This is a genomic window from Pedobacter rhodius (assembly GCF_027213645.1).
GTDB classification, from domain to species: Bacteria; Bacteroidota; Bacteroidia; order Sphingobacteriales; family Sphingobacteriaceae; genus Pedobacter; species Pedobacter rhodius.
In genome coordinates this window covers 1145487-1165442 of record NZ_JAPWGL010000001.1, presented here as the reverse complement: position 1 = coordinate 1165442, position 19956 = coordinate 1145487, and the positions used below count along the sequence as shown (strand labels likewise).

Annotated in this window: 16 protein-coding genes and 1 tRNA gene; 6 read left to right on the top strand and 11 right to left on the bottom strand. The window is 38.8% G+C overall.

Features of this window, described 5'->3' with window-relative positions; translation table 11 throughout:
- Positions 1-30 precede the first annotated feature (30 nt).
- The 5 genes from pxpB to O0931_RS04805 are packed head-to-tail and all read left to right on the top strand — an operon-like array spanning position 31 to position 6287.
- Positions 31-762 carry a 5-oxoprolinase subunit PxpB gene (pxpB, locus tag O0931_RS04825; RefSeq protein WP_269414418.1) on the top strand — a complete coding sequence of 244 codons (732 nt, stop codon included), beginning with the start codon at positions 31-33 and terminating at the stop codon, positions 760-762.
- Entirely contained in the window at positions 759-1748 is a 990-nt protein-coding gene (locus O0931_RS04820) for a 5-oxoprolinase subunit C family protein (protein WP_269414417.1), read from the top strand. The genes pxpB and O0931_RS04820 overlap by 4 nt, the downstream gene beginning before the upstream one ends.
- Positions 1749-1766: 18 nt before the next feature.
- On the top strand, positions 1767-2528 hold the full coding sequence (locus tag O0931_RS04815) for a 5-oxoprolinase subunit PxpA (RefSeq protein ID WP_269414416.1): 762 nt from the start codon (positions 1767-1769) through the stop codon (positions 2526-2528).
- Positions 2525-3706 carry an NRAMP family divalent metal transporter gene (locus tag O0931_RS04810; RefSeq protein WP_269414415.1) on the top strand — a complete coding sequence of 394 codons (1182 nt, stop codon included), beginning with the start codon at positions 2525-2527 and terminating at the stop codon, positions 3704-3706. Before O0931_RS04815 ends, O0931_RS04810 begins: the two co-directional genes overlap by 4 nt.
- A 16-nt stretch (positions 3707-3722) precedes the next feature.
- Positions 3723-6287, top strand: a complete 2565-nt coding sequence (locus O0931_RS04805; RefSeq protein WP_269414414.1) for a M1 family metallopeptidase — start codon at positions 3723-3725, stop codon at positions 6285-6287.
- 10 nt (positions 6288-6297) lie between these two features.
- Here the strand turns inward: O0931_RS04805 and O0931_RS04800 are convergent, their stop codons facing one another.
- The gene (locus tag O0931_RS04800; RefSeq protein ID WP_269414413.1) at positions 6298-6468 is read right to left on the bottom strand and encodes a hypothetical protein; all 171 of its coding nucleotides are present in this window, start codon (positions 6466-6468) and stop codon (positions 6298-6300) included.
- A 176-nt stretch (positions 6469-6644) separates the two neighbouring features.
- Between O0931_RS04800 and O0931_RS04795 the strand changes: the two genes are divergently transcribed.
- Positions 6645-6845: a hypothetical protein gene (locus O0931_RS04795; protein ID WP_269414412.1), complete on the top strand. Its 201-nt coding sequence runs from the start codon at positions 6645-6647 to the stop codon at positions 6843-6845.
- A 364-nt stretch (positions 6846-7209) separates the two neighbouring features.
- Here the strand turns inward: O0931_RS04795 and O0931_RS04790 are convergent.
- The 10 genes from O0931_RS04790 to O0931_RS04745 all read right to left on the bottom strand — a co-directional run bounded on the left by O0931_RS04790 (position 7210) and on the right by O0931_RS04745 (position 19629).
- Positions 7210-7294 (bottom strand) — tRNA-Ser (locus O0931_RS04790).
- Between the two features lie 120 nt (positions 7295-7414).
- A complete protein-coding gene (locus tag O0931_RS04785) occupies positions 7415-7672 on the bottom strand; it encodes a hypothetical protein (protein WP_269414411.1) in 258 nt (85 codons plus the stop codon).
- A 454-nt stretch (positions 7673-8126) separates the two neighbouring features.
- Positions 8127-8285, bottom strand: coding sequence for a lipoprotein (locus O0931_RS04780; RefSeq protein WP_269414410.1), 159 nt, complete (start codon positions 8283-8285; stop codon positions 8127-8129).
- Positions 8286-8427: 142 nt separating this feature from the next.
- Positions 8428-8919: a peptide-methionine (S)-S-oxide reductase MsrA gene (msrA, locus tag O0931_RS04775; RefSeq protein WP_269414409.1), complete on the bottom strand. Its 492-nt coding sequence runs from the start codon at positions 8917-8919 to the stop codon at positions 8428-8430.
- Positions 8920-9464: 545 nt separating this feature from the next.
- Complete coding sequence (locus tag O0931_RS04770; RefSeq protein ID WP_269414408.1) at positions 9465-10898, bottom strand: TolC family protein; 1434 nt, start codon at positions 10896-10898, stop codon at positions 9465-9467.
- Positions 10891-14061, bottom strand: coding sequence for an efflux RND transporter permease subunit (locus O0931_RS04765; RefSeq protein ID WP_269414407.1), 3171 nt, complete (start codon positions 14059-14061; stop codon positions 10891-10893). Before O0931_RS04765 ends, O0931_RS04770 begins: the two co-directional genes overlap by 8 nt.
- A gap of 22 nt (positions 14062-14083) precedes the next feature.
- The gene (locus O0931_RS04760) at positions 14084-15166 is read right to left on the bottom strand and encodes an efflux RND transporter periplasmic adaptor subunit (protein WP_269414406.1); all 1083 of its coding nucleotides are present in this window, start codon (positions 15164-15166) and stop codon (positions 14084-14086) included.
- 251 nt (positions 15167-15417) lie between these two features.
- Complete coding sequence (locus tag O0931_RS04755) at positions 15418-15813, bottom strand: LytR/AlgR family response regulator transcription factor (RefSeq protein WP_269414405.1); 396 nt, start codon at positions 15811-15813, stop codon at positions 15418-15420.
- A 26-nt stretch (positions 15814-15839) separates the two neighbouring features.
- Positions 15840-16244 carry a response regulator gene (locus O0931_RS04750; protein WP_269414404.1) on the bottom strand — a complete coding sequence of 135 codons (405 nt, stop codon included), beginning with the start codon at positions 16242-16244 and terminating at the stop codon, positions 15840-15842.
- A gap of 4 nt (positions 16245-16248) precedes the next feature.
- On the bottom strand, positions 16249-19629 hold the full coding sequence (locus tag O0931_RS04745; protein ID WP_269414403.1) for a PAS domain S-box protein: 3381 nt from the start codon (positions 19627-19629) through the stop codon (positions 16249-16251).
- Positions 19630-19956 lie beyond the last annotated feature (327 nt).

Here is a 19956-nt window from a genome sequence, read left to right as displayed (position 1 = left end):
TTCAAACCCGGAAACCCTAACTTAACTGCATTGTCAAATTCAATTCCAAATCCAGAATTTAAAATCCATGCTTTAAGTGAACAAGCTGTAACGCTCAGTTTTGGAAATGAAATTAGCGAGTCAATTGCCACTAAAATCAGCAACTTTAACAAATTGTTAAACAATCAGCCTTTTCAGGGATTTATTACAACAGTGCCGGCCTATTCTACTTTAACTGTTTATTATGATTTGCTAACAGTTCTTTACAGTGAACTACGCGGTGCAAGCAGTTTTGAAAAAGTCAGCAATTATTTAAACAACTTAAAAAACGCTGCAGAAAATGCTTTTAGTTCCGCAATAAACAGAATTATCCTGCCTGTGTATTATGGCGGAGATTTTGGACCGGATATAGATAATGTATCCAATTTCACCAAGCTCGGTGTACAGGAAATAATTGCTTTACACAGTACCGCGGTTTATAAAGTTTACATGATCGGTTTCGTACCCGGCTTTGCCTATTTGGGCGGAATGGATGAACAACTGGCCACGCCCAGAAAATCGACACCAAGATTAGTAGTACCAGCCGGAGCTGTGGGCATAGCAGGTAAACAGACCGGTATTTACCCGCTGGAAACACCGGGCGGATGGCAAATTATCGGGCAAACACCTTCGAAATTATTTGATGCTGGCCGATTACAACCTTCACTGCTAAAAGCCGGCGATGAGGTAAAATTCGAATCGATAAGTCTGGATGAATTTTATAAGTTAGCGGGAAAGCCATGAAAATCAGCATAACCAAACCCGGCATTTTAACAACCATTCAGGACAATGGAAGGAAAAACTACCAGGCCCAGGCCGTTCCACGCTCCGGTGTATTGGACGATTTATCGGCACGAATAGCAAATATTGCAATCGGTAATGATGACAATAGTGCAACGTTAGAATTTACTTATGCCGCTGCTGAATTCAAAGCTGAAGCTGATAGTTTAATTGCCTATGCCGGCGATGGTGCATTTTTAATCTCTGAGGGTAAAAAACTCCCTCCGGAGCGGCCAATATTTGTTCCATCGGGTTCAACCATAAAGCTGACAAACAATCCGGAAGGTGCAATAACTTATCTTGCAATTGCAGGAGGCTTTGATGTACCGGAAATTTTAGGAAGTAAGAGTACCTATTTAACAGGTCATTTCGGCGGCTATAAGGGAAGAAATCTTCAATCCGGCGATTTTTTAAGCAGCCGGAAAGATTTAACTATGCGCTCACAACATATTTTGCATAGCTTAAAAGGAAATCAAATTTCCTGGCCATCATGGTACGTCAATCGCTCGCGGCTACTACCGGCAGATAGAAAAACAATCCGGATTTTCCCAGCCGGTGAGTTTAACTGGTTTGACAGTGAATCGATAATTAATTTCCTGTCTAAAGAGTTTTCAGTTGGCTTAAACAGCAATCGCATGGGCTACCAGCTATATGGAAATAAAATCAGCCGGAGAAAAAACGAAGAATTATTAAGCACTGCAGTATGCCCCGGAACAATTCAGGTTACCGGCAATGGTGATGTGATTTTATTAATGGCCGATTGCCAAACCACGGGCGGCTATCCCAGAATCGGACAGGTAGCAGCTGTGGATTTGCCCTTATGTGCACAACTAAAGCCGAACGATAGCATCCGATTCACTGAAATAAGCAGAGATACGGCAGAAATCCTGTATATTGAGCGTGAAAAGCAACTATCTGATTTGAAACTTGCTGTTGCAAGCAGATTTTAACACAAAAAATATTTTTTCATGCAAAGCATCGACCTGAACTGCGATATGGGTGAAGCATTTGGCAATTATGACATGCCAAATGATGAAATTTTAATGGATTATATCTCGTCGGCAAATATTGCCTGTGGTTTTCACGCCGGAGACCCCGAAGTCATGCAACGAACTGTAAGTATGGCGCTAAAAAAGGGGGTTGCAATCGGAGCGCACCCGGGTTTGCCGGATTTGCAGGGGTTCGGGCGACGGATGATAAAAATAACGCCCGCAGAAGCGTATCAAATTACACTTTATCAAATCGGGGCTTTATCCGGTTTTGTAAAGGCCGCTGGTGGAAAACTCCATCACGTAAAGCCTCATGGTGCTTTATATAATATGGCGGCAGCCGATGCAGCATTAGCAAAAGCTATTGTTCAGGCAATGTACGATTTCGACCCGGCGTTAATACTTTATGCATTAGCCGGAAGTGAAATGATAAATGCGGCAGAATTTAAGGGAATAAAAACAGCTTCAGAAGTTTTTGCAGACAGAACTTATCAATCCAATGGTCAGCTCATACCAAGAAGCGAAGAAAATGCGTTGATTGCCGATGAAGCATCAGCTATCGAACAAGTTTTATCGATGGTAAAAAACCAGTACGTTATCGCTGCGAATAATCAAAAAGTAGTTTTAAAAGCAGAAACACTTTGCCTGCATGGCGATGGTTTACATGCCGTAAATTTCGCAAAAACAATTGCTGAAAATTTAAAAGCCGAAGGTATCTCAATTAAAGCACCAGTTATATGAAGAAAAAATATAATTGGAGTGTATTAATTGGAGCGGCTTTCTTAATGGCTTCTTCAGCCATCGGACCAGGTTTTTTAACACAAACAGCGGTTTTTACCGAGCAGCTTGGTGCCAGCTTTGCCTTTGTAATTTTACTTTCTATAGTGCTTGATGCCATTGCACAATTAAACATCTGGCGAATAATTGCCGTAGCCGATAAGCCTGCCCAGGATATTGCAAACAAGGTATTTCCGGGTTTGGGTTACTTTCTTTCATTTTTAGTTTTCTTAGGTGGCCTGGCTTTTAACATCGGCAATATTGCAGGTGCAGGTTTAGGGCTAAACGTTCTCTTTGGGATAAGTGTAGCACAAGGCGCCGTAATAAGTGCAATTATCGCTATCGGAATTTTTATTTACAAAGAAGCAGGCAAGGCAATGGATGCTTTTGCAAAAACAATGGGTATCCTCAAAATATGCCTTGCATTATTTATCGCATGGATTAGCAATCCGCCACTGGCCGAAGCAGCCATTCGTTCGGTAAATCCCACGCAGTTTAGTTTCACGGCTGTATTAACCATTGTTGGCGGTACGGTAGGCGGTTACATTACTTTTTCTGGCGCACACCGGCTGCTCGATGCCAGGCAAACCGGCATTGATAATCTTCCGGCCGTAAATAAGGGTGCATTAAGCGCAATAGGTCTGGCATCCGTAATGCGACTGCTTTTATTTATTGCCGCATTAGGCGTAGTGAGCACCGGTGCGCATTTAGACCCCGCTAATCCGGCTGCTTCGGTATTTAAGTTAGCCAGTGGTGAATTTGGTTATAAAGTATTCGGCGTGGTTATCTGGGCTGCCGGGATTTCATCGGTTGTTGGCTCGGCCTATACCTCTATTTCCTTTATTAAAAGTTTTCATCCTTTTATTTTAAAACACAACAGGGTGATAATCATCATTTTTATACTCGTTTCGTGTTTTATTTTTGTGCTCATTGGTAAACCGGTTAAGGTTTTATTAGCCGTTGGTGCCATAAATGGCTTAATTTTACCCATTGCATTAGGCGTAATGCTGATAGCAGCTTACCAAACTAAAATCATTTCGAAATACAGGCAACCCTTATGGCTAACTATAGCCGGCAGTGCCGTTGTCATCACCATGATTTGGATGGGATACGGAACAATAATGCAAATGTTAACACCTTAAAAGATTATAATTCACAATGAAATTACCTGTTAAAATCGTCTTTTTATTGCTGTTTCTTAGTGCAAAACTAATGGCGCAGACGGCTATAAATCCAGCACTAGAAACCGGTGTTTCGCTTACATTGGCAAAATCACGCAAAGCGATAATCGATAATATACAATACAAACTGTATTTTAATATTCCTGCTGATAAAAATGCAGCGATCGCAGCCGCTGAGGAAATTAACTTCAGTTTAAAAACCATACCTGCAATACTTCAAATCGATTTTAAGCAGGATGCAAAGCACCTTAAGAGTATATCCGTAAACGGGAAAAATATTGCTTCAAACCTTCAGAAGGAACATTTAATCATCGATAAAAAATACCTTTTAAAAGGATTAAATAAAATTGACATACAATTTATTGCCGGCAATGAATCGCTCAACCGGAATGCCGATTACCTTTACGCACTTTTTGTACCGGACCACGCAAGAACGGTTTTTCCATGTTTTGACCAACCTGATCTTAAAGCGCAATTTGCGCTTAGCTTAACCGTTCCCAACGACTGGAAAGTTCTGGCCAACGGCGTAAAAAAAGATTCCGTTTCGAATGCATCGGCAACGACCTATAATTTTGCCAATTCAGATAAATTACCAACCTATCTTATTTCTTTCGCTGCAGGAAAATTCAGCACGTTAAAACAGACACTGGCAAACCGCCCCATGGAATTTCTTCACAGGGAAACCGATGCCAAAAAGATTAAATTAAGTGTCGATTCAGTTTTTATTGCACATCGCGATGCCATTGAATTCTTAGAAAAATGGACCGGTATTCCCTTCCCTTTTCAAAAGGTAGGCTTTGTTGCCATCCCCGATTTTCAATTCGGCGGGATGGAACACCCGGGTGAAGTTCAGTACAAGTCGTCTGCTTTGTTTTTAGATGAAGGTGCAACCCGCGACCAGTTTATTTCCCGCTCAAATTTAATCTCCCACGAAACGGCACACATGTGGTTCGGCGATTTGGTGACCATGAGGTGGTTTAATGATGTATGGATGAAAGAGGTATTTGCAAATTTTATGGCCGATAAAGTAACCGAGCAATTGATGGGAAAAAATACCTTCGACCTGAAGTTCCTGCAAGACCATTACCCTGCGGCCTACGGTGTTGACAGAACCGCAGGTGCAAATCCCATCCGCCAGCAATTGGATAATTTACAGGATGCCGGCTCCATGTATGGCAATATAATATATCATAAAGCCCCGATTATGATGCGCCAACTGGAGCAATTAATGGGCAAGGAAAATTTTCAGAAAGGCATTCGTGAATATTTAAAAAAGTATGGCTACAGTAATGCAGACTGGAATGAGCTGATCGTAATTTTGAATAAATACAGCAAAATAGATTTATACAAATGGAATCAAGTTTGGGTTAATCAGCCCGGTCGCCCGGTGTTTAATTACCGGCTTCGCTATAGCGGAAATAAAATCAGCAACTTCACCATATCGCAAAAACCAGAAAGCGGAAAGCCAGGCGTTTGGCCGCAGGCGTTCACCATTAAGCTATTTTATGCAGACCACAGCAAGACCATCCAGGTCAACATAAAAAATGCTGCAATCGTTTTAGCTGAAGCTAAAGATTTAGCAAAACCATCTTTCATTCTATTTAATGCAGATGGCGCCGGATATGGATTGTTCCCCATAGAGAAAACGGCTATGGAAAACATTTATAAGTTAGATAATCCTTTAGAACGGGCATCAGCATACATTAATGCCTATGAAAATACACTTGCCGGAAAATCTTTAAATCCCGAAGAACTTTTAGAATTACTCACCAAAGGCTTAACAATTGAGAAAAATGAAATGAATCTGCGCTTAATTACCGGGTACATCAGCAATTTGTACTGGACATTTATAAGCGCCAAAAATCGTTTGGACAGGAGTGCAGCGCTCGAAAAAACGCTGTGGCAATCAATGGAATTACAAACGACGGCGAATAACAAGAAAGTTTTATTTAATACCTATCAGAATATTTATTTAAGTGCTGAGGCTTCAAAAAACATCTATACCATCTGGCAAACTCAAAAGGCACCAAACGGTGTAACACTCATTGATGAAGATTATACGGGGCTTGCTTTGTCTATTGCTGTAAAATCTGATACGGCTGGCAACGTGTTAAACCAGCAATTGAAGCGAATTACAAACATCGACAGGAAGAATCGTTTAATCTTTTTAATGCCGGCACTTTCTGCTGTTCAGGCCGAGAGGGATAGCTTTTTTTACAGTTTACGAGAACGAAAAAACCGTCAGAAAGAAGCCTGGGTTACCGTGGCGCTTTCTTATTTAAACCATCCTTTAAGACAAAAAACAGCTGTAAAATATTTACCTGAAAGTCTTGAGCTTTTGGAAGAGATCCAGAAAACGGGCGATATTTTTTTCCCTCAATCCTGGCTCTCCGCAATTTTTGGAAGTTACCAAACAACGGCGGCCAAAAAAGTTGTTACGGATTTTTTAAACACACACCGGAACTATAATCCTAAATTGAAAGCTAAAATCCTGCAATCGACAGATAATTTATTCAGGGCAAACAAAATGCTCAACAATTAAGCTAAACAAATTATTCATATAATTCAGTCTCTTTATTTAAATCTTCTAAAAGGCCTTTTAACAAATGCTCCCTTTTTTCTTTTAAATCTGGTATGTGTTCCTGAATAACCTGCGAATTTGAGTTTTCTTTAAAACATTCTGATGGCTGGAAATAACTTGAAAAATCGAATGTGTTTATCATGTATTTTAGTTTTCGTTCTAAAAAAAGACAAGTATTATTCAATTTTGTTTTGGTTAAATCTGTTAAAATATCCGTTACATAATCCGGGTTTATTTTTTCAGACTGGAAACGAAGCACTTACATTTTTTTTGAAGAAGCGCGTAATTAATGCGGCGGGAAGCGGTTAATTTTGCAATATGGCAAATCAAAACATCAGCAAATTATTGCAAAATAAAATTGAATTTCTGACAGCAGAAGTAGAAAATGCAAAGGTTGAATTACAGAAATGGCAAACGATAGAGTCGGAATATAATCTTCATCCGGAGAAATTTGAATTGATGGCTACCTTGCTGCTTGGTGAAAATACCGACCAGAAAAAAGCAAAAAAGAAAGCCTGATCGTACTGATTCATCAGTATGTTTCGGTAAGCGTTGGAATATCTTCTAACGCCTTAATCAAAAGCAATTTATTAAGCTTAAATTATTAAAAACCATTTAGATTTAAGGTTATTAAGATATATATGTGAATGGAAATCGTTTAATTTTATTAATGCTTTAATGATTTTTATTCTTACGAACACTTATCGTATCCTAACAGTACTAAGCTTACTAAGTTAGGTCTTAGAGACAAAAACCATGAATTCACATAAGCAGGTTATTACCAACGACAGTTATTTGGTTAGGAATAAAGACAGTTCGTATATTTTTCTCTAAAATTAGTAAGCTTAGCTAAAATGGCTTCTTATTCTTTTTTAAAAAACTGCGGAAAGCGAGGGATTCGAACCCCCGGACCTATTACAGTCAACAGTTTTCAAGACTGCCGCATTCGACCACTCTGCCAGCTTTCCATCGGCAAAAGTATAAACTCTGCAATCAATAGCAAATTAAAATTATGGTTTTAAAGCGATTTTAAGCTAACCGTTAGATAGTCAGTGCAAATAAATACTAACTAGAGGGTATCTGGCAACCTAGTTAAAAACCAGGCTACTATTTCCTTCACCCTCGGTATTTAAAAAGCAAATTTTTATCGGTGTAGAAAAATCGACAAAGACTTTAACTTTAGGCATCAAACTTTCCGCAAATTCAACCGGGGAGATGTTATCCTGCAAGTGGACAAATATTAAATCTTCTGTTTTGAAACTAATCCTTTCGATTTTATCAGGCCATTCCAAATCCATTTTCTTAAAAAAAGACTTAATTTTTTGATTTTCGATTATAGTATTCATGGTTGAGGCATTAGATTACCTAAAAATAAACACAAACATTTTTAAAAAAAATACCCTAAATACGAATGTTAATAAAAATTTTTGACGAAAATCAATCTTAGGTGTCCATTAAAAGAAAAAAAGCCCCTTGCTTTTTTGCAATGGGCTAAATGGCGTGGGTTAAGGTTATAAAAAAAATCATTAGCCAAAAGCCTTTGATGTTAATTAAATTCCGGTAATCCACAATTTTAAATAAGATTAACGAATAAGAATTGTATTAGTTTCGCTTTTGATTCTCCCTAACACATTATAAAAAAGGTTAAGAAAAAAGTCGGTTAATACGATAGACGATGCTACCCCCTATTACGCTTTTCTATATCAAATTTATCTGATTAATCGGATAAAAGCAAATCTAATTTTTAACTAAAAAATTCATCGTCAACATTGCTTTTTTTACGCTATCCGGAAAATTATTTTAGCGGTAATGTCCCGGCACCCAATGACGAATACCATGTGGGCCAACATTGTAATGCCCTGGAATCCAATAGGCTCTTGGCGCCCTGGTTCTTACGACGCAGGCGCTCAAATTAACGACCATAATTAATAAGAGTAATACATTTATTATCCTTTTCATAACCAAACTGTTTAGTGAAACAATAAATCAAGCTTTATGCTGTGTGTACTGTTTTGACAGTTGTAATTGTGAAAAGTTTAAAGCTTACCAAAACTTAGTTGGTCATCCAAATAAGCGGCGTAAAACTGATTTCTGAGCCCTTTTACTTCAATGTCCATTCCGGACGCTCATAATGACAGGTATATCCGTAAGGATTTTTCTGCAGATAATCCTGATGTTCTTCCTCCGCATTCCAGAAATCGCCGGCAGGAATAACCTCGGTTACAATCTGACCCGGCCATTTGCCGGAAGCTTCCATTTCTGAAATTAATGCCTTTGCGGTATCTCTCTGCGCATCATTTAAATAAAAAATCGCCGAACGATAAGAAGCGCCAACATCATTACCCTGTCTGTTTCGGGTTGTCGGGTTGTGGATCTGGAAAAAATATTCAAGTAATTTTCTGTACGATAATATTGATGGATCAAACGTTATTTCAATTCCTTCAGCGTGCGTTCCGTGATTTCTGTAAGTTGCATTTGGTACATCTCCACCGGTATAACCAACAACCGTCGAAATTACACCTGGCTGATGACGGAAAAGTTCTTCAACCCCCCAAAAACAACCGCCTGCAAGAATGGCTTTTTCTGTATTCATATTTTTTTATTTTGATGGACTAAAGTTACTATGCTAATTTATTTTAACGGCAACAGTATTGTAAATAAACGAATGCTTCATAAGCAGCATTACCACTGAATTTCTTTGTTATGCGCTCATTTAAATTCTTCTTTTATGTTACATCTATTTTACTTTAATTGTTTGCATATAAAATGAAATAACCATTTGATAAGTTAAAAACTGGATTTTTTTTTATAACGAAAAAGTTTTCTACAAAAAAACTTGCAGATTAAACGGACTAATGATACCTTAGTCCCCGAGAGCGTTAATTTAGATAAATGGGCGTACGACTTCGGTTGTATGCTCATTTTTTTTGCCCCGGAAATTAGAGATTGAAGAGGATTAGCTTAATCGTGATTCGTATCTTCGGGCACCACCAGGGTAATAAATTTTAATTATTTAACACAAAAAAGGGACAGCCTTTTTAGCCATCCCTCATACTCAATACTTGATACTTGATACTTACTACTTGATACTTACTACTTGATACTTACTACTTGATACTTACTACCCCATTATCTAAATCAATTCCAGCCACCACCCAATGCATGGTAAATGTTGACCACCGCATTCAGCTGTTGTTTTTTGGTTTCAATTAATTCTAGTTTCGACTGTAATGCATCTCTTTGCGTCATTAACACTTCAAAATAATCAGCTCTTGCAGACTTAAACAAATCGTTTGAAATATCGATAGACTGTGTAAGGGCCAAAACCTGCTTTGATTTTAAATCATAGCTTTTTTGCAAATTACTGATGTTTGCCAATTGGTTGGCAACTTCGATATAACCATTCAAAATCGTTTTCTCATAATTAAATACGGCTTGCAATTGTTTGGCATTGGCGGTTAAATATTCTGCTTTAATAGCGTTACGGTTAATCAGCGGACCAGCCAAATCTCCGGCTAAAGAATACGCTAAAGACTCAGGTGTTCTTAACAGGTACGATGGATTAAATGCCTGATAACCGATAGTCGCAGAGATACCTAATGAAGGGTAAAACTGTGCCTTGGCTACTTTAACATCTAATTTCGCAGCTGCCAAATCAAATTCTGCCTGTTTAATGTCCGGGCGATTTGCCAGCAATTGAGCGGGTAAACCTGCCTGAACGGTTGGCGGAACCAAATCTGTAAAATTTTCTTTATCTCTTTGAATCGTTTGCGGATAACGACCCAGCAAAAAGTTAATTTTGTTTTCAGTTTCCGTGATGTTCTGTTGGATATCAAATTCCAGGCTTTTAGAACTCAATACTTCCGCCTCAAATTTTCTGACGGCAAGTTCTGTTACACGCGTAGCCTGTTTTTGAATTTTCATTAATTCCAGTGCGTTACTTTGCAAAGCGATATTCTGCTTTACAATGGCCAGCTGATTATCGTAGGCAAGTAATTCGTAGTAAGCATTCGCAACTTCGGCAACCAGATTGGTAATTACGAAATTCCTGCCTTCAACAGTTGAAAGATAACGGCTCACAGCTGCCTTTTTCGAATTCCGTAGTTTGTGCCAGATATCTGCTTCCCAGTTGGCTTGCAAACCAAATGCATAATCGGGCAATACCTCAGGTACCTCTTTACCTGGTGTAATATCAGTTGAAGCATCGCCCGCGCCTGAACTCGTATAACGGCCAACCTTTTCTAATCCCGCACCAACCCTGTAACCAACACTTGGCAATAGCTCGCCTTTCCTGGCTCTGATTTCGTTTTTTGCAATCTCTATCTCTTGTAAGGTAATATTCAATTCCTGATTGTTTTTCAAGGCGGTATCAATCAGGCTTACCAGATTTGGATCCGTAAAAAAACTACGCCATTTTATGTTTGCCGTATTTGTGCTGTCCTGCGAATTGTTAAAGCGCACCGGTACGTTTTTATTTTCATCACGTTGGGCAAATTCAGGTACTTTACAGGCTGAATATGCCATGCACATCAACGCTGAACCAATGTATATATAAATATTTTTTCTAAACATTATCTTCGATTTCTTCAGTTAAGGGATGTTCTTCTTCAATTTTAATGAGCTTTCTTCGGGCGGCAATTGAACCAAAAATATAGTATAAACCAGGTATAATCAGTACGCCGAACACGGTACCTAAAAGCATACCGCCGGCCGCAGCAGTACCAATCGTTCTGTTCCCGATTTTACCAGGACCAGTGGCAATCATTAACGGAATTAAACCGGCAACAAAAGCAAATGAAGTCATTAAAATCGGTCTGAATCTTATTGCAGCACCTTCCATAGCGGCTTTTAAAATGCTTACACCCTGACTTTGGCGCTGGGCGGCAAACTCTACAATCAATACCGCATTTTTACCGAGTAATCCGATGAGCATAACCATCGCTACCTGGGCGTAAATATTATTTTCCAAACCAAATAGTTTTACAAATAAAAATGCGCCGAAAATACCTGTAGGCAGGGATAAGATTACCGACAGCGGCAGGATGAAACTCTCATACTGAGCGGCTAAAATCAGGTAAACAAAGCCTAAACAAATCAGGAAGATGTAAACGGCTTCATTACCACGCGACACCTCATCTTTAGAGATACCCGCCCAATCAATGCCATAACCACGTGGCAATGTTTTTTGAGCCACCTCCTTAATCGCATCAATTGCTTGCCCTGAACTGTAACCAGGTGCTGCCTGACCGCTAACTTCAGCCGCATTGTGCATGTTGTGCCGTGTAATTTCAGATGGGCCATAAACTTTTTGCATGGTCATAAAAGCAGAGAAAGGAACCATCTCTTCTTTATCATTTTTCACGTAAAGCTTTAAAATATCTTCGGGCAGCGCTCTGTATTGCGGTAAAGCCTGAACAATTACCTTATACGGACGATCATATTTAATAAAACTTGTTTCGTAATCACTTCCTACATAAGTGGATAATGTATTCATCGCATTATCAATGCTCACCCCTTTTTGCTGGGCAAGGTCGTTATCGATATGCAGCATGTATTGCGGGAAACTGGCACTGTAAAATGTAAATACCGATGAAAGTTCTTTACGTTTATTCAACTCGCGTACAAAATCTTTGGCTACGGTTTCCATCTTTTTGTAGTCACCTGTTCCGGCGATATCCAGCATACGGCATTCGAAACCACCTGCTGCACCGTACCCCGGCACGGCCGGTGGCTGAAAAAACTCTACAGATGCACCAGGAATATCCTTTGCTTTTTCTTCCAGTTCGTGAATTACATCACTTGCCGAATTTTTACGCTCGCTCCAATCTTTCAGGTTAATCAAACAGGTACCGGTATTAGAACCTGTACCTTCAGACAATACCTCGTAACCTGCCAGAGAAGAAACAGATTTTACACCTTCAATATCTTCAGACATTTTTTGCAGTTTCTCTGCAGCCTGGTTGGTTCGTTCCAAGGTAGATCCGGGCGGCGTTTGTATAATTGCATAAACCATACCCTGATCTTCATTTGGGATAAAACCCGATGGCACACTGTTGCTGATGAAATAGATACCTACGCAGAACAGGCCCAATACCCCGAATGTGAAAATACGACGACTAACCACTTTACTTAAAATACGTTCATAACGGCCGGTTAATTTGTAAAAACCACGGTTAAAGGCATCTAAAAATTTATCAATTACCGTTTTCTTTTTAGGCTTACCATGATTGTTTTTTAGCATGATGGCGCAAAGTGCCGGCGTTAAGGTTAATGCAACCACACCGGATAAGATAATTGCGGTTGCCATGGTAATCGAAAACTGCCGGTAGAAAATACCTACTGGTCCGGACATAAAGGTTACCGGAATAAATACCGCCGCCATCAGGAAAGTAATGGCAATAATGGCACCGCTGATCTCTTTCATAGCCAGTTGCGTAGCTTTTAAGACGCTCAAACTGGCATCGTGTTCCATCTTGGCATGCACCGCCTCTATAACCACAATGGCATCATCAACCACAACCCCAATGGCCATAACCAAAGCAAATAGTGTAATGAGATTCAGCGTGATGCCGAAGAACTGCATAAAAACAAAGGTTCCGATAAGCGAAACCGGAACGGCAATAGCAGGTATAAGCGTAGAACGCCAGTCGCCCAGGAAGAGAAATACCACCAAGCCAACCAGAATAAAAGCTTCAACCAGCGTATGAATTACTTTTTCTATAGATGCATCCAGAAATTTGGACACGTCGTAACTGATTTCGTAATCAATACCTTTTGGAAAAGACGAGGCTTTAATTTCTTCCATCTTGGCCTTTACATCTTTAATTACCTGGGTAGCATTGCTTCCATAAGATTGCTTTAACACGATTGCCGCAGAAGAGCGCGCGTTTAAAGTAGAATACAGGTTATAAAATGACGAACTGAAACTGATATCAGCTACATCTTTTAAACGAAGCATTTCCCCGTTTGGATTGGCACGTAAAACGATGTCGCCATATTGTTGGGTTGTGGTAAAACGACCTGAATATTTTAACACATATTCAAATGCCTGTGAGCGTAAACCCGAACTTTCGCCCGTTTTGCCGGGTGAAGCTTCCAGACTCTGCTTGCCTAAAGCATCCATAACTTCATCGGGAGAAATTTTGTAAGCCTGCATCCGGTCGGGTTTTAGCCAGATACGCATGGCATAATCCCGATCGCCCAGAATGTCGGCAAAACCTACGCCATCTACCCTTTTCAATTCAGCCAGAATATTAATATCTGCGAAATTGTACAGGAAGTTCTGGTTCATTTTAGGGTCTTTGCTGTAGAGGTTGATGTACATCAACATATTAGGCTCTTCCCTGCTTATTTTTACGCCTTCGCGAATAACTAAAGGTGGCAGTTTATTGGTTACCGCCGCCACACGATTCTGAACGTTTAAGGACGCCTGATTGGGATCAGTACCCAAGTTAAATACGACCTGAATGCTCGCTTCGCCGTCATTACCGGCATCGGAAGCAATGTATTTCATTCCCGGCACACCATTTAATGCGCGTTCCAACGGAATAACAACCGATTTGATTAGCAATTCGTTATTCGCGCCCGGGTATTCGGCTGTGATGTTAACCTTGGGCGGTGATATGGATGGAAATTGTGTTACCGGCAGGCCTGTAATAGACAGTACCCCTAAAAACACAATTATGAGTGATATTACGATAGAAAGGACTGGCCTTTGTATGAATTTACCGAACATAAAATTAAGTTAAATGGATTGATTATTCTGCTGCAATTCTTAATTTGTTGATTACGCTTTTCGGCTCCTGAAATTTGAATTTGATCTTGTCATCATCTTTAACTTTCTGAACGCCTTCCAGTAAAATTTTGTCGCCTTCTTTTAAGCCTGCACCAACCACATATAAATCCGGTATTTCTGTTGCGATGGTAATTTCCCTTGAATGAACTTTATCATCGTTTCCAACAACAAAAACGAAAGTTTTATCCTGAATTTCGTAGGTAGACTTTTGAGGAATAACCAATGCATTTTTTAACGGCACAACCATCTGTATTTTACCGGTTTCTCCATTTCTGAGCAGGTTATCGGCATTGTTAAATCTTGCACGAAACGCAATGTTGCCGGTTTCATTATTGAATTCGCTTTCAATAACTTCTACTTTACCTTTTGATTTCAGCAGTTCGTTATTTGCAAGCATCAAACCAACTTCTTGCTGGCCTTTCGCTTTTGCAGCAGATTGATAGCTTAGATATTCCGGTTCTGAAACATTAAAATACGCGAAAACCTGGCTATTATCAGACAGGCTGGTGAGCAATGCACCTTCATCAACCAGGCTTCCCAATTTCAACGGAATACGGTCTATTGTACCGTCAAAGGGTGCTCTTATTTCGGTGAAGCCAAGATGTAATTTTGCTAGGGCAGTTTCGGCATTTGCAGCTTGTAGTTTAGCTTTTGCCATAGCAAGTTCATTTTTAGAGACGACATTTTTATCAGAAAGTAATTTTGTATTTTCCAATTCAATTTCAGCAGATTTGGTTTCGGCCTGTGCCTTCAGCAATTCTGCCTGAAGCATTTTAGGCATGATGCGAAACAAAACCTGACCGGCGTGAACACGCTGACCTTCATCTACATAAATATTTTGTAAAAAACCTTTTTCCTGAGCTCGGATTTCGATATTTCTGACAGATTTTATCTGTGAAACATACTCTTTAGTGAAAGAAGTATCGATTTTTATCGGTGAGGTAACCGCATAAGTAACTTCTTCTTCTTTTTCTTCTTTTTTCTCGGTACAACCTGTTACGTAAAGTAAAGCACACAGGCCAAGGAACATGACATTTCTCTTCATCTTTTTACTGATAGTTTATCTGATTTAATTTTTTATTAATCATTCAGACCGCTAAATTTTTAAAGACAAACTACTGCAAAGCAGACGAGAGACTTCATGTAAATCCGGGCTATCCGTTGATTAATTCTGATACGAAATAACTATAGAATTATGAAGTTATAATGAAGTTGAAAGCGGCTGTTTAAATAGGATTAAACCAGGTTAAAAACCAATAAGTATTGTGTTAAGATGGAAGACAGCAGAATTGGCGGTTAACTTAAATCACCTCCATGCATTTTTTTTGAAATCAGCTTATTAATTGTTTTGAGAACAACATCGAAATCAATTGGTTTAATTAAATAGGCATCGCCGGTTTCAAAAGCTTTTACGGCAAATTTTTCGTGCCCGGTTACAAAAATGATGTAGTTCACTTTTCTTTTAAGCATCCTGGCTATATCCAGTCCCGATACTTCCATTCCGATATCAATGAACAAAAAATCTATCATTTCATATTCCTGAAAGGCTGCCATTGCCTTTATCGGATCGGTAAAACTGCTTGTTAATTTTAATTTAGCAATATCCGAAATAATATTTTCCAACAGGGAAACGCTTAAGGGATTATCATCCAGAATGACGCAGCTATATTTTTTTTTTGCTGATGGTTTCATAATTATATTTCTGTTTTTTAAAATGATTAAATTATAAATGCTTTAATCTCTTCAATTTCCCGCAGCTTAATAAGGTGTTCTTCTTTTAAGGGTTTACTGATAAAATCATATATATTTTGATAATGACCGGCTTTTATCTTATCGCCTTCGTTTACCGAAGATGTTACCATGACTACAAAAACGTTTTCTTTGAATACACTATTCCTGATTTCCTCAAGTAAGTCCCAGCCACTTACTACAGGCATGTTAATATCTAAAAACAGCAGAAATTCTTTATCACTTCCTGCACATTGCTCCATATATAATAATGCCTTCCTGGCATCTTCAAAATACTGGCAGGAAACTGCAGGCAATGCAGATTCGAGCACCACCTGATGAATCAGAAGGATTATGGGGTCATCATCAATAACTAAAATTTCTTTTGCTGCCATTAAATTAATTTGTCTTATCTGACTTAACCGCAATTTCTTTAATAATCTTATCAAGCTCTTCAGCAGAACTTTCTATCTGTTTAAGAATATCTGATTGCGACATTATTTTCTGTTTCTTATTATTTCCAAGTATGTCTACAAGCCCCATAATTCTTGCTAAAGGTGCCCTTACGGTATGCGATTGTATCCAGGCAATCTCCCGCAGTTTTAAATTCTTTTCTTCAATTTCTTTAACGTAAAGCAATTCCTTCGTAATGTCTGAAGCAACAACAAGCCTAGCATCTTTCCCTTTGAAAAACATCGGATTACTCCTCATATCAACCTGAATGGTTGTTCCGTTTTTAGTAATATGCTTGTAAATGCCCCGGTTGGAAGATATATCATCTTCTCCGGTATTTTCGGGTATAGATTTAGATGGCATAAATTCTTCGTTTGCAAGGATATCATGAACTGTAATCGCCAAAAATTCTTCCCTGCTATAGCCATAATGCTTTATTGCGGATAAATTCACATCAAGAAAATGAAAGGTTTCCGCGTCATATACCCACATTGGCAGAGGGCTGAAATGAAACAGTTCACTATATTTTTTTTCAGATTCAGCAACCTCTCTTAGAATCTCTTTGTTTAAAATCTCCGTCCGTTTTCGTGCGTCAATATCCTGAAAACTTCCGAAAATACGAATACATTTCCCTTCCAGCATCTCTGCCTGCCCGATTGTTCTAACCCATTTTAAATTGCCTTTGAAGGTAACGATTTCAAGTTCCTCATCCCAAGGCGTTCCATTATCCATACATTCCTGCACTTTTTTTTTAATGGTATCTTTGCTGAAACCTTCTTTGAAATTGTCCATTCCGGTATCTAAATCAGGTACAAAATCAGGTTCTACTTCCCTTATCTCTTTTGTTACATCAGACCAATAAACGGTCCTGTCAACTACATTAATTTCCCAACTGCCGATACGGGCTAAACTCGTTGTTTTTTGAAGCAAATCGGCCAGCATTTTTTTTTCTGTAATGTCTTTAGCTACAGCGAATATAACACCATCCGCAGAAACGGCATTTGCCGTCCACGAAAGCCATTTCAACTGTCCTGATTTGGTAACGTACCGGTTTTCAAAACTCATCGCTTTACGGCTATCGGTAATATTCTTTATTTTTCGTGCAGTGGCTAATCTATCTAAAGGATGAACAAAAAACTTAACCGGTTTCTGAAGTAATTCTGACTCTGAATAGCCCAAAAGCTCTGCCGCTGCAGGATTTATCCGTTTAAAATAACCATGGTAATCTATTGTTGCCAGAATATCGGGTGCAAATTCAAAAACTTCACCCAGTTCCTGTTCAAGATGCTTTCTTTTAATTTTACCTGCCAGGAATTCCGAAAAAACATCTGATAACACTGCTGTACCTTCCAGGTTATGATAGTTTCGCCCTGCAAGCGCAAGTATGCCGACTAACTTTCCATTGTAAGTTAAGGGCAATCCGTAAATATGTTTTATACCAATCTTTATTGCTGCAGGAATTCTTCCGCCTACTGATTGATCTGATAAAGCTATATCCAGCCGTTTCATTTCTTCCCAAACTTTTCCTACAAGCCCCTGTCCTTTTTTGGCTATTGTAAAATCCGCTGTTTCCTTATAAAAATCTTCAATTTGCTTATCTGCTTTGCTTCTCGCAAAAAGTTTCAGATGATTTTCATTTGCATCGGGCAACCATAATTCTGCATTGCAAAAATTACCGCACTTGGCAATCTCGTTCAAAACCAGGGCTGAAGCTTTTTTTATATCGGTAAAACGGTTAAATAATACACTTATTCCTGAAATTAGTTTCTGCCTTATGGCTTCCGTTTTTTCTTCTGTTATATCCCGTTGAATAGAAATCCACCGGTTAATATTGCCATGACTATCGGCTATTGGTGTTACAGATAAATTCAACCAGAATTCTTCGCGGTTTTTTTTATAATTGATAAGTGTAACCTCGCCGGGTATTCCTTTTAAGAGCGATTTGATGATTTTATTTACTTGTTTCTGATCGGTTCTGGGTCCTTCCAGTATTCGGGGAGATTTGCCGATAAGTTCATCGAAGCTATAGCCTGTCATTTTCAAAAAAGCCTCATTTACGTAAATGAACTGGCTTATCGGAAATTTTGTTAAATCGACCGACATTATCGCCACAGAATCCGCTGTGTTAATTACAACAGATTCAAGCATTTTTAGCCGTTGTTCTTCCTGCTTTTTACTGGTTACATCCTGCATTGCACCAACCATACGTATCGGAGTGCCCTTTTTATCAAATATGACTAAACCTTTATCTGCAACAAAGGCATATTCACCATCTGCTTTTTTTAGTCGGTATTCGCCAAACCAATGCGTTTCTTTATTTTCTAACAGCCGCTGTATACCATCTTTAATCGCATCTAAATCCTCAGGATGTATTTTAGCGCGAAAAGTGTCTACAGCCGTTTCAATTTCTTCTGCACTATAGCCGAAGAGCTTCAAAAAACCTTCTCCCCATATCAATTTACCTGAAGCGATATCCCAATCCCATATTGCTTCAGACGTTGCTCTCGTAACATACTTGTATCTCTCATTTGATATGAGTACATCATTTCGGATATTGATTTGTTCCGTTACGTCCCTCGAATTTGCGACTATACCTTTTACAGAAGGTTCATTTCTCAAGTCACTTAATACGGTTTGTACCCATCTCCAGGTGCCATTCTGATGCAGGAAACGGAATGGCTTTAAAGCCACACGGCTTCTGCCCTGAATTCCCTTGAATGCATGCTGTGCTTCTTCTAGATCTTCCGGATGTATAAACTCGAAAGCATTCCTGCCAATATAATAGTCAGAACTAAAGCCTAATAAATCAAACGATGTATTACTTACATAGCGATAATTACCGGCATCATCCAGTATGGCAATCATGTCTAACCCATCTCTGACCAGATAGTTGAAACGTTCCATACCAAGCGTAAGTTCTTTATAATTCAGGTCCTTGTCTTCTGAAACTAAATTTTCAGTTGCAGCTATGGGATTTAAGGTTAAAATGAAATACTGATGGCCACCATTTTCATTGCTTAATGGTTCAATGGCTAAGCTGTAGTTTTTTTTTAAGTTTTCGCTGAAGAAAGTTAACGCTGTGACTTTATCGGTTAAGACCGTTTGTATCAGTGCATCAAAAATAGCTTTATTGTTTTTTTTATCAGTGGTAAAGCCCGGGAGTAAATATTTTGAAGTTTCTGTAAAAAACACAGTTCTATCAATGCCTGCCTGCTCCAGGTATACATCTGTGACTTCCACCACCTGATGGTCGCTGTTAACAATTTTAATCAACATTGCCGCTAAAGAGGACTTACAAAAAAATTGCCGGAAGATATCTTTAAGCATGCTGTTTAAAAAAAATTAATATGATCCTGATTTTTTGGATATAAATTGAAAACAAATTAGGTTAGTGCTGAAAATATTTATATTTTCGGTATATTACAAATAAATTACATACATATATAGCAATATATTACATCAAAGTTAAATGCTATTTTTATTAATGAAATTTAGACAGTAAACATTTTTTTAATAAGATTACTGATAATTAAATAATTACCCCAAAATAGCAGGTAATATTAAGGTTTTTAATTTTGTTCACATTTTTCCGGAATATGGTGTTCATTGTATTCATTTAAAAAAAATGCCTGATGTACACATTTAACCGCTCCC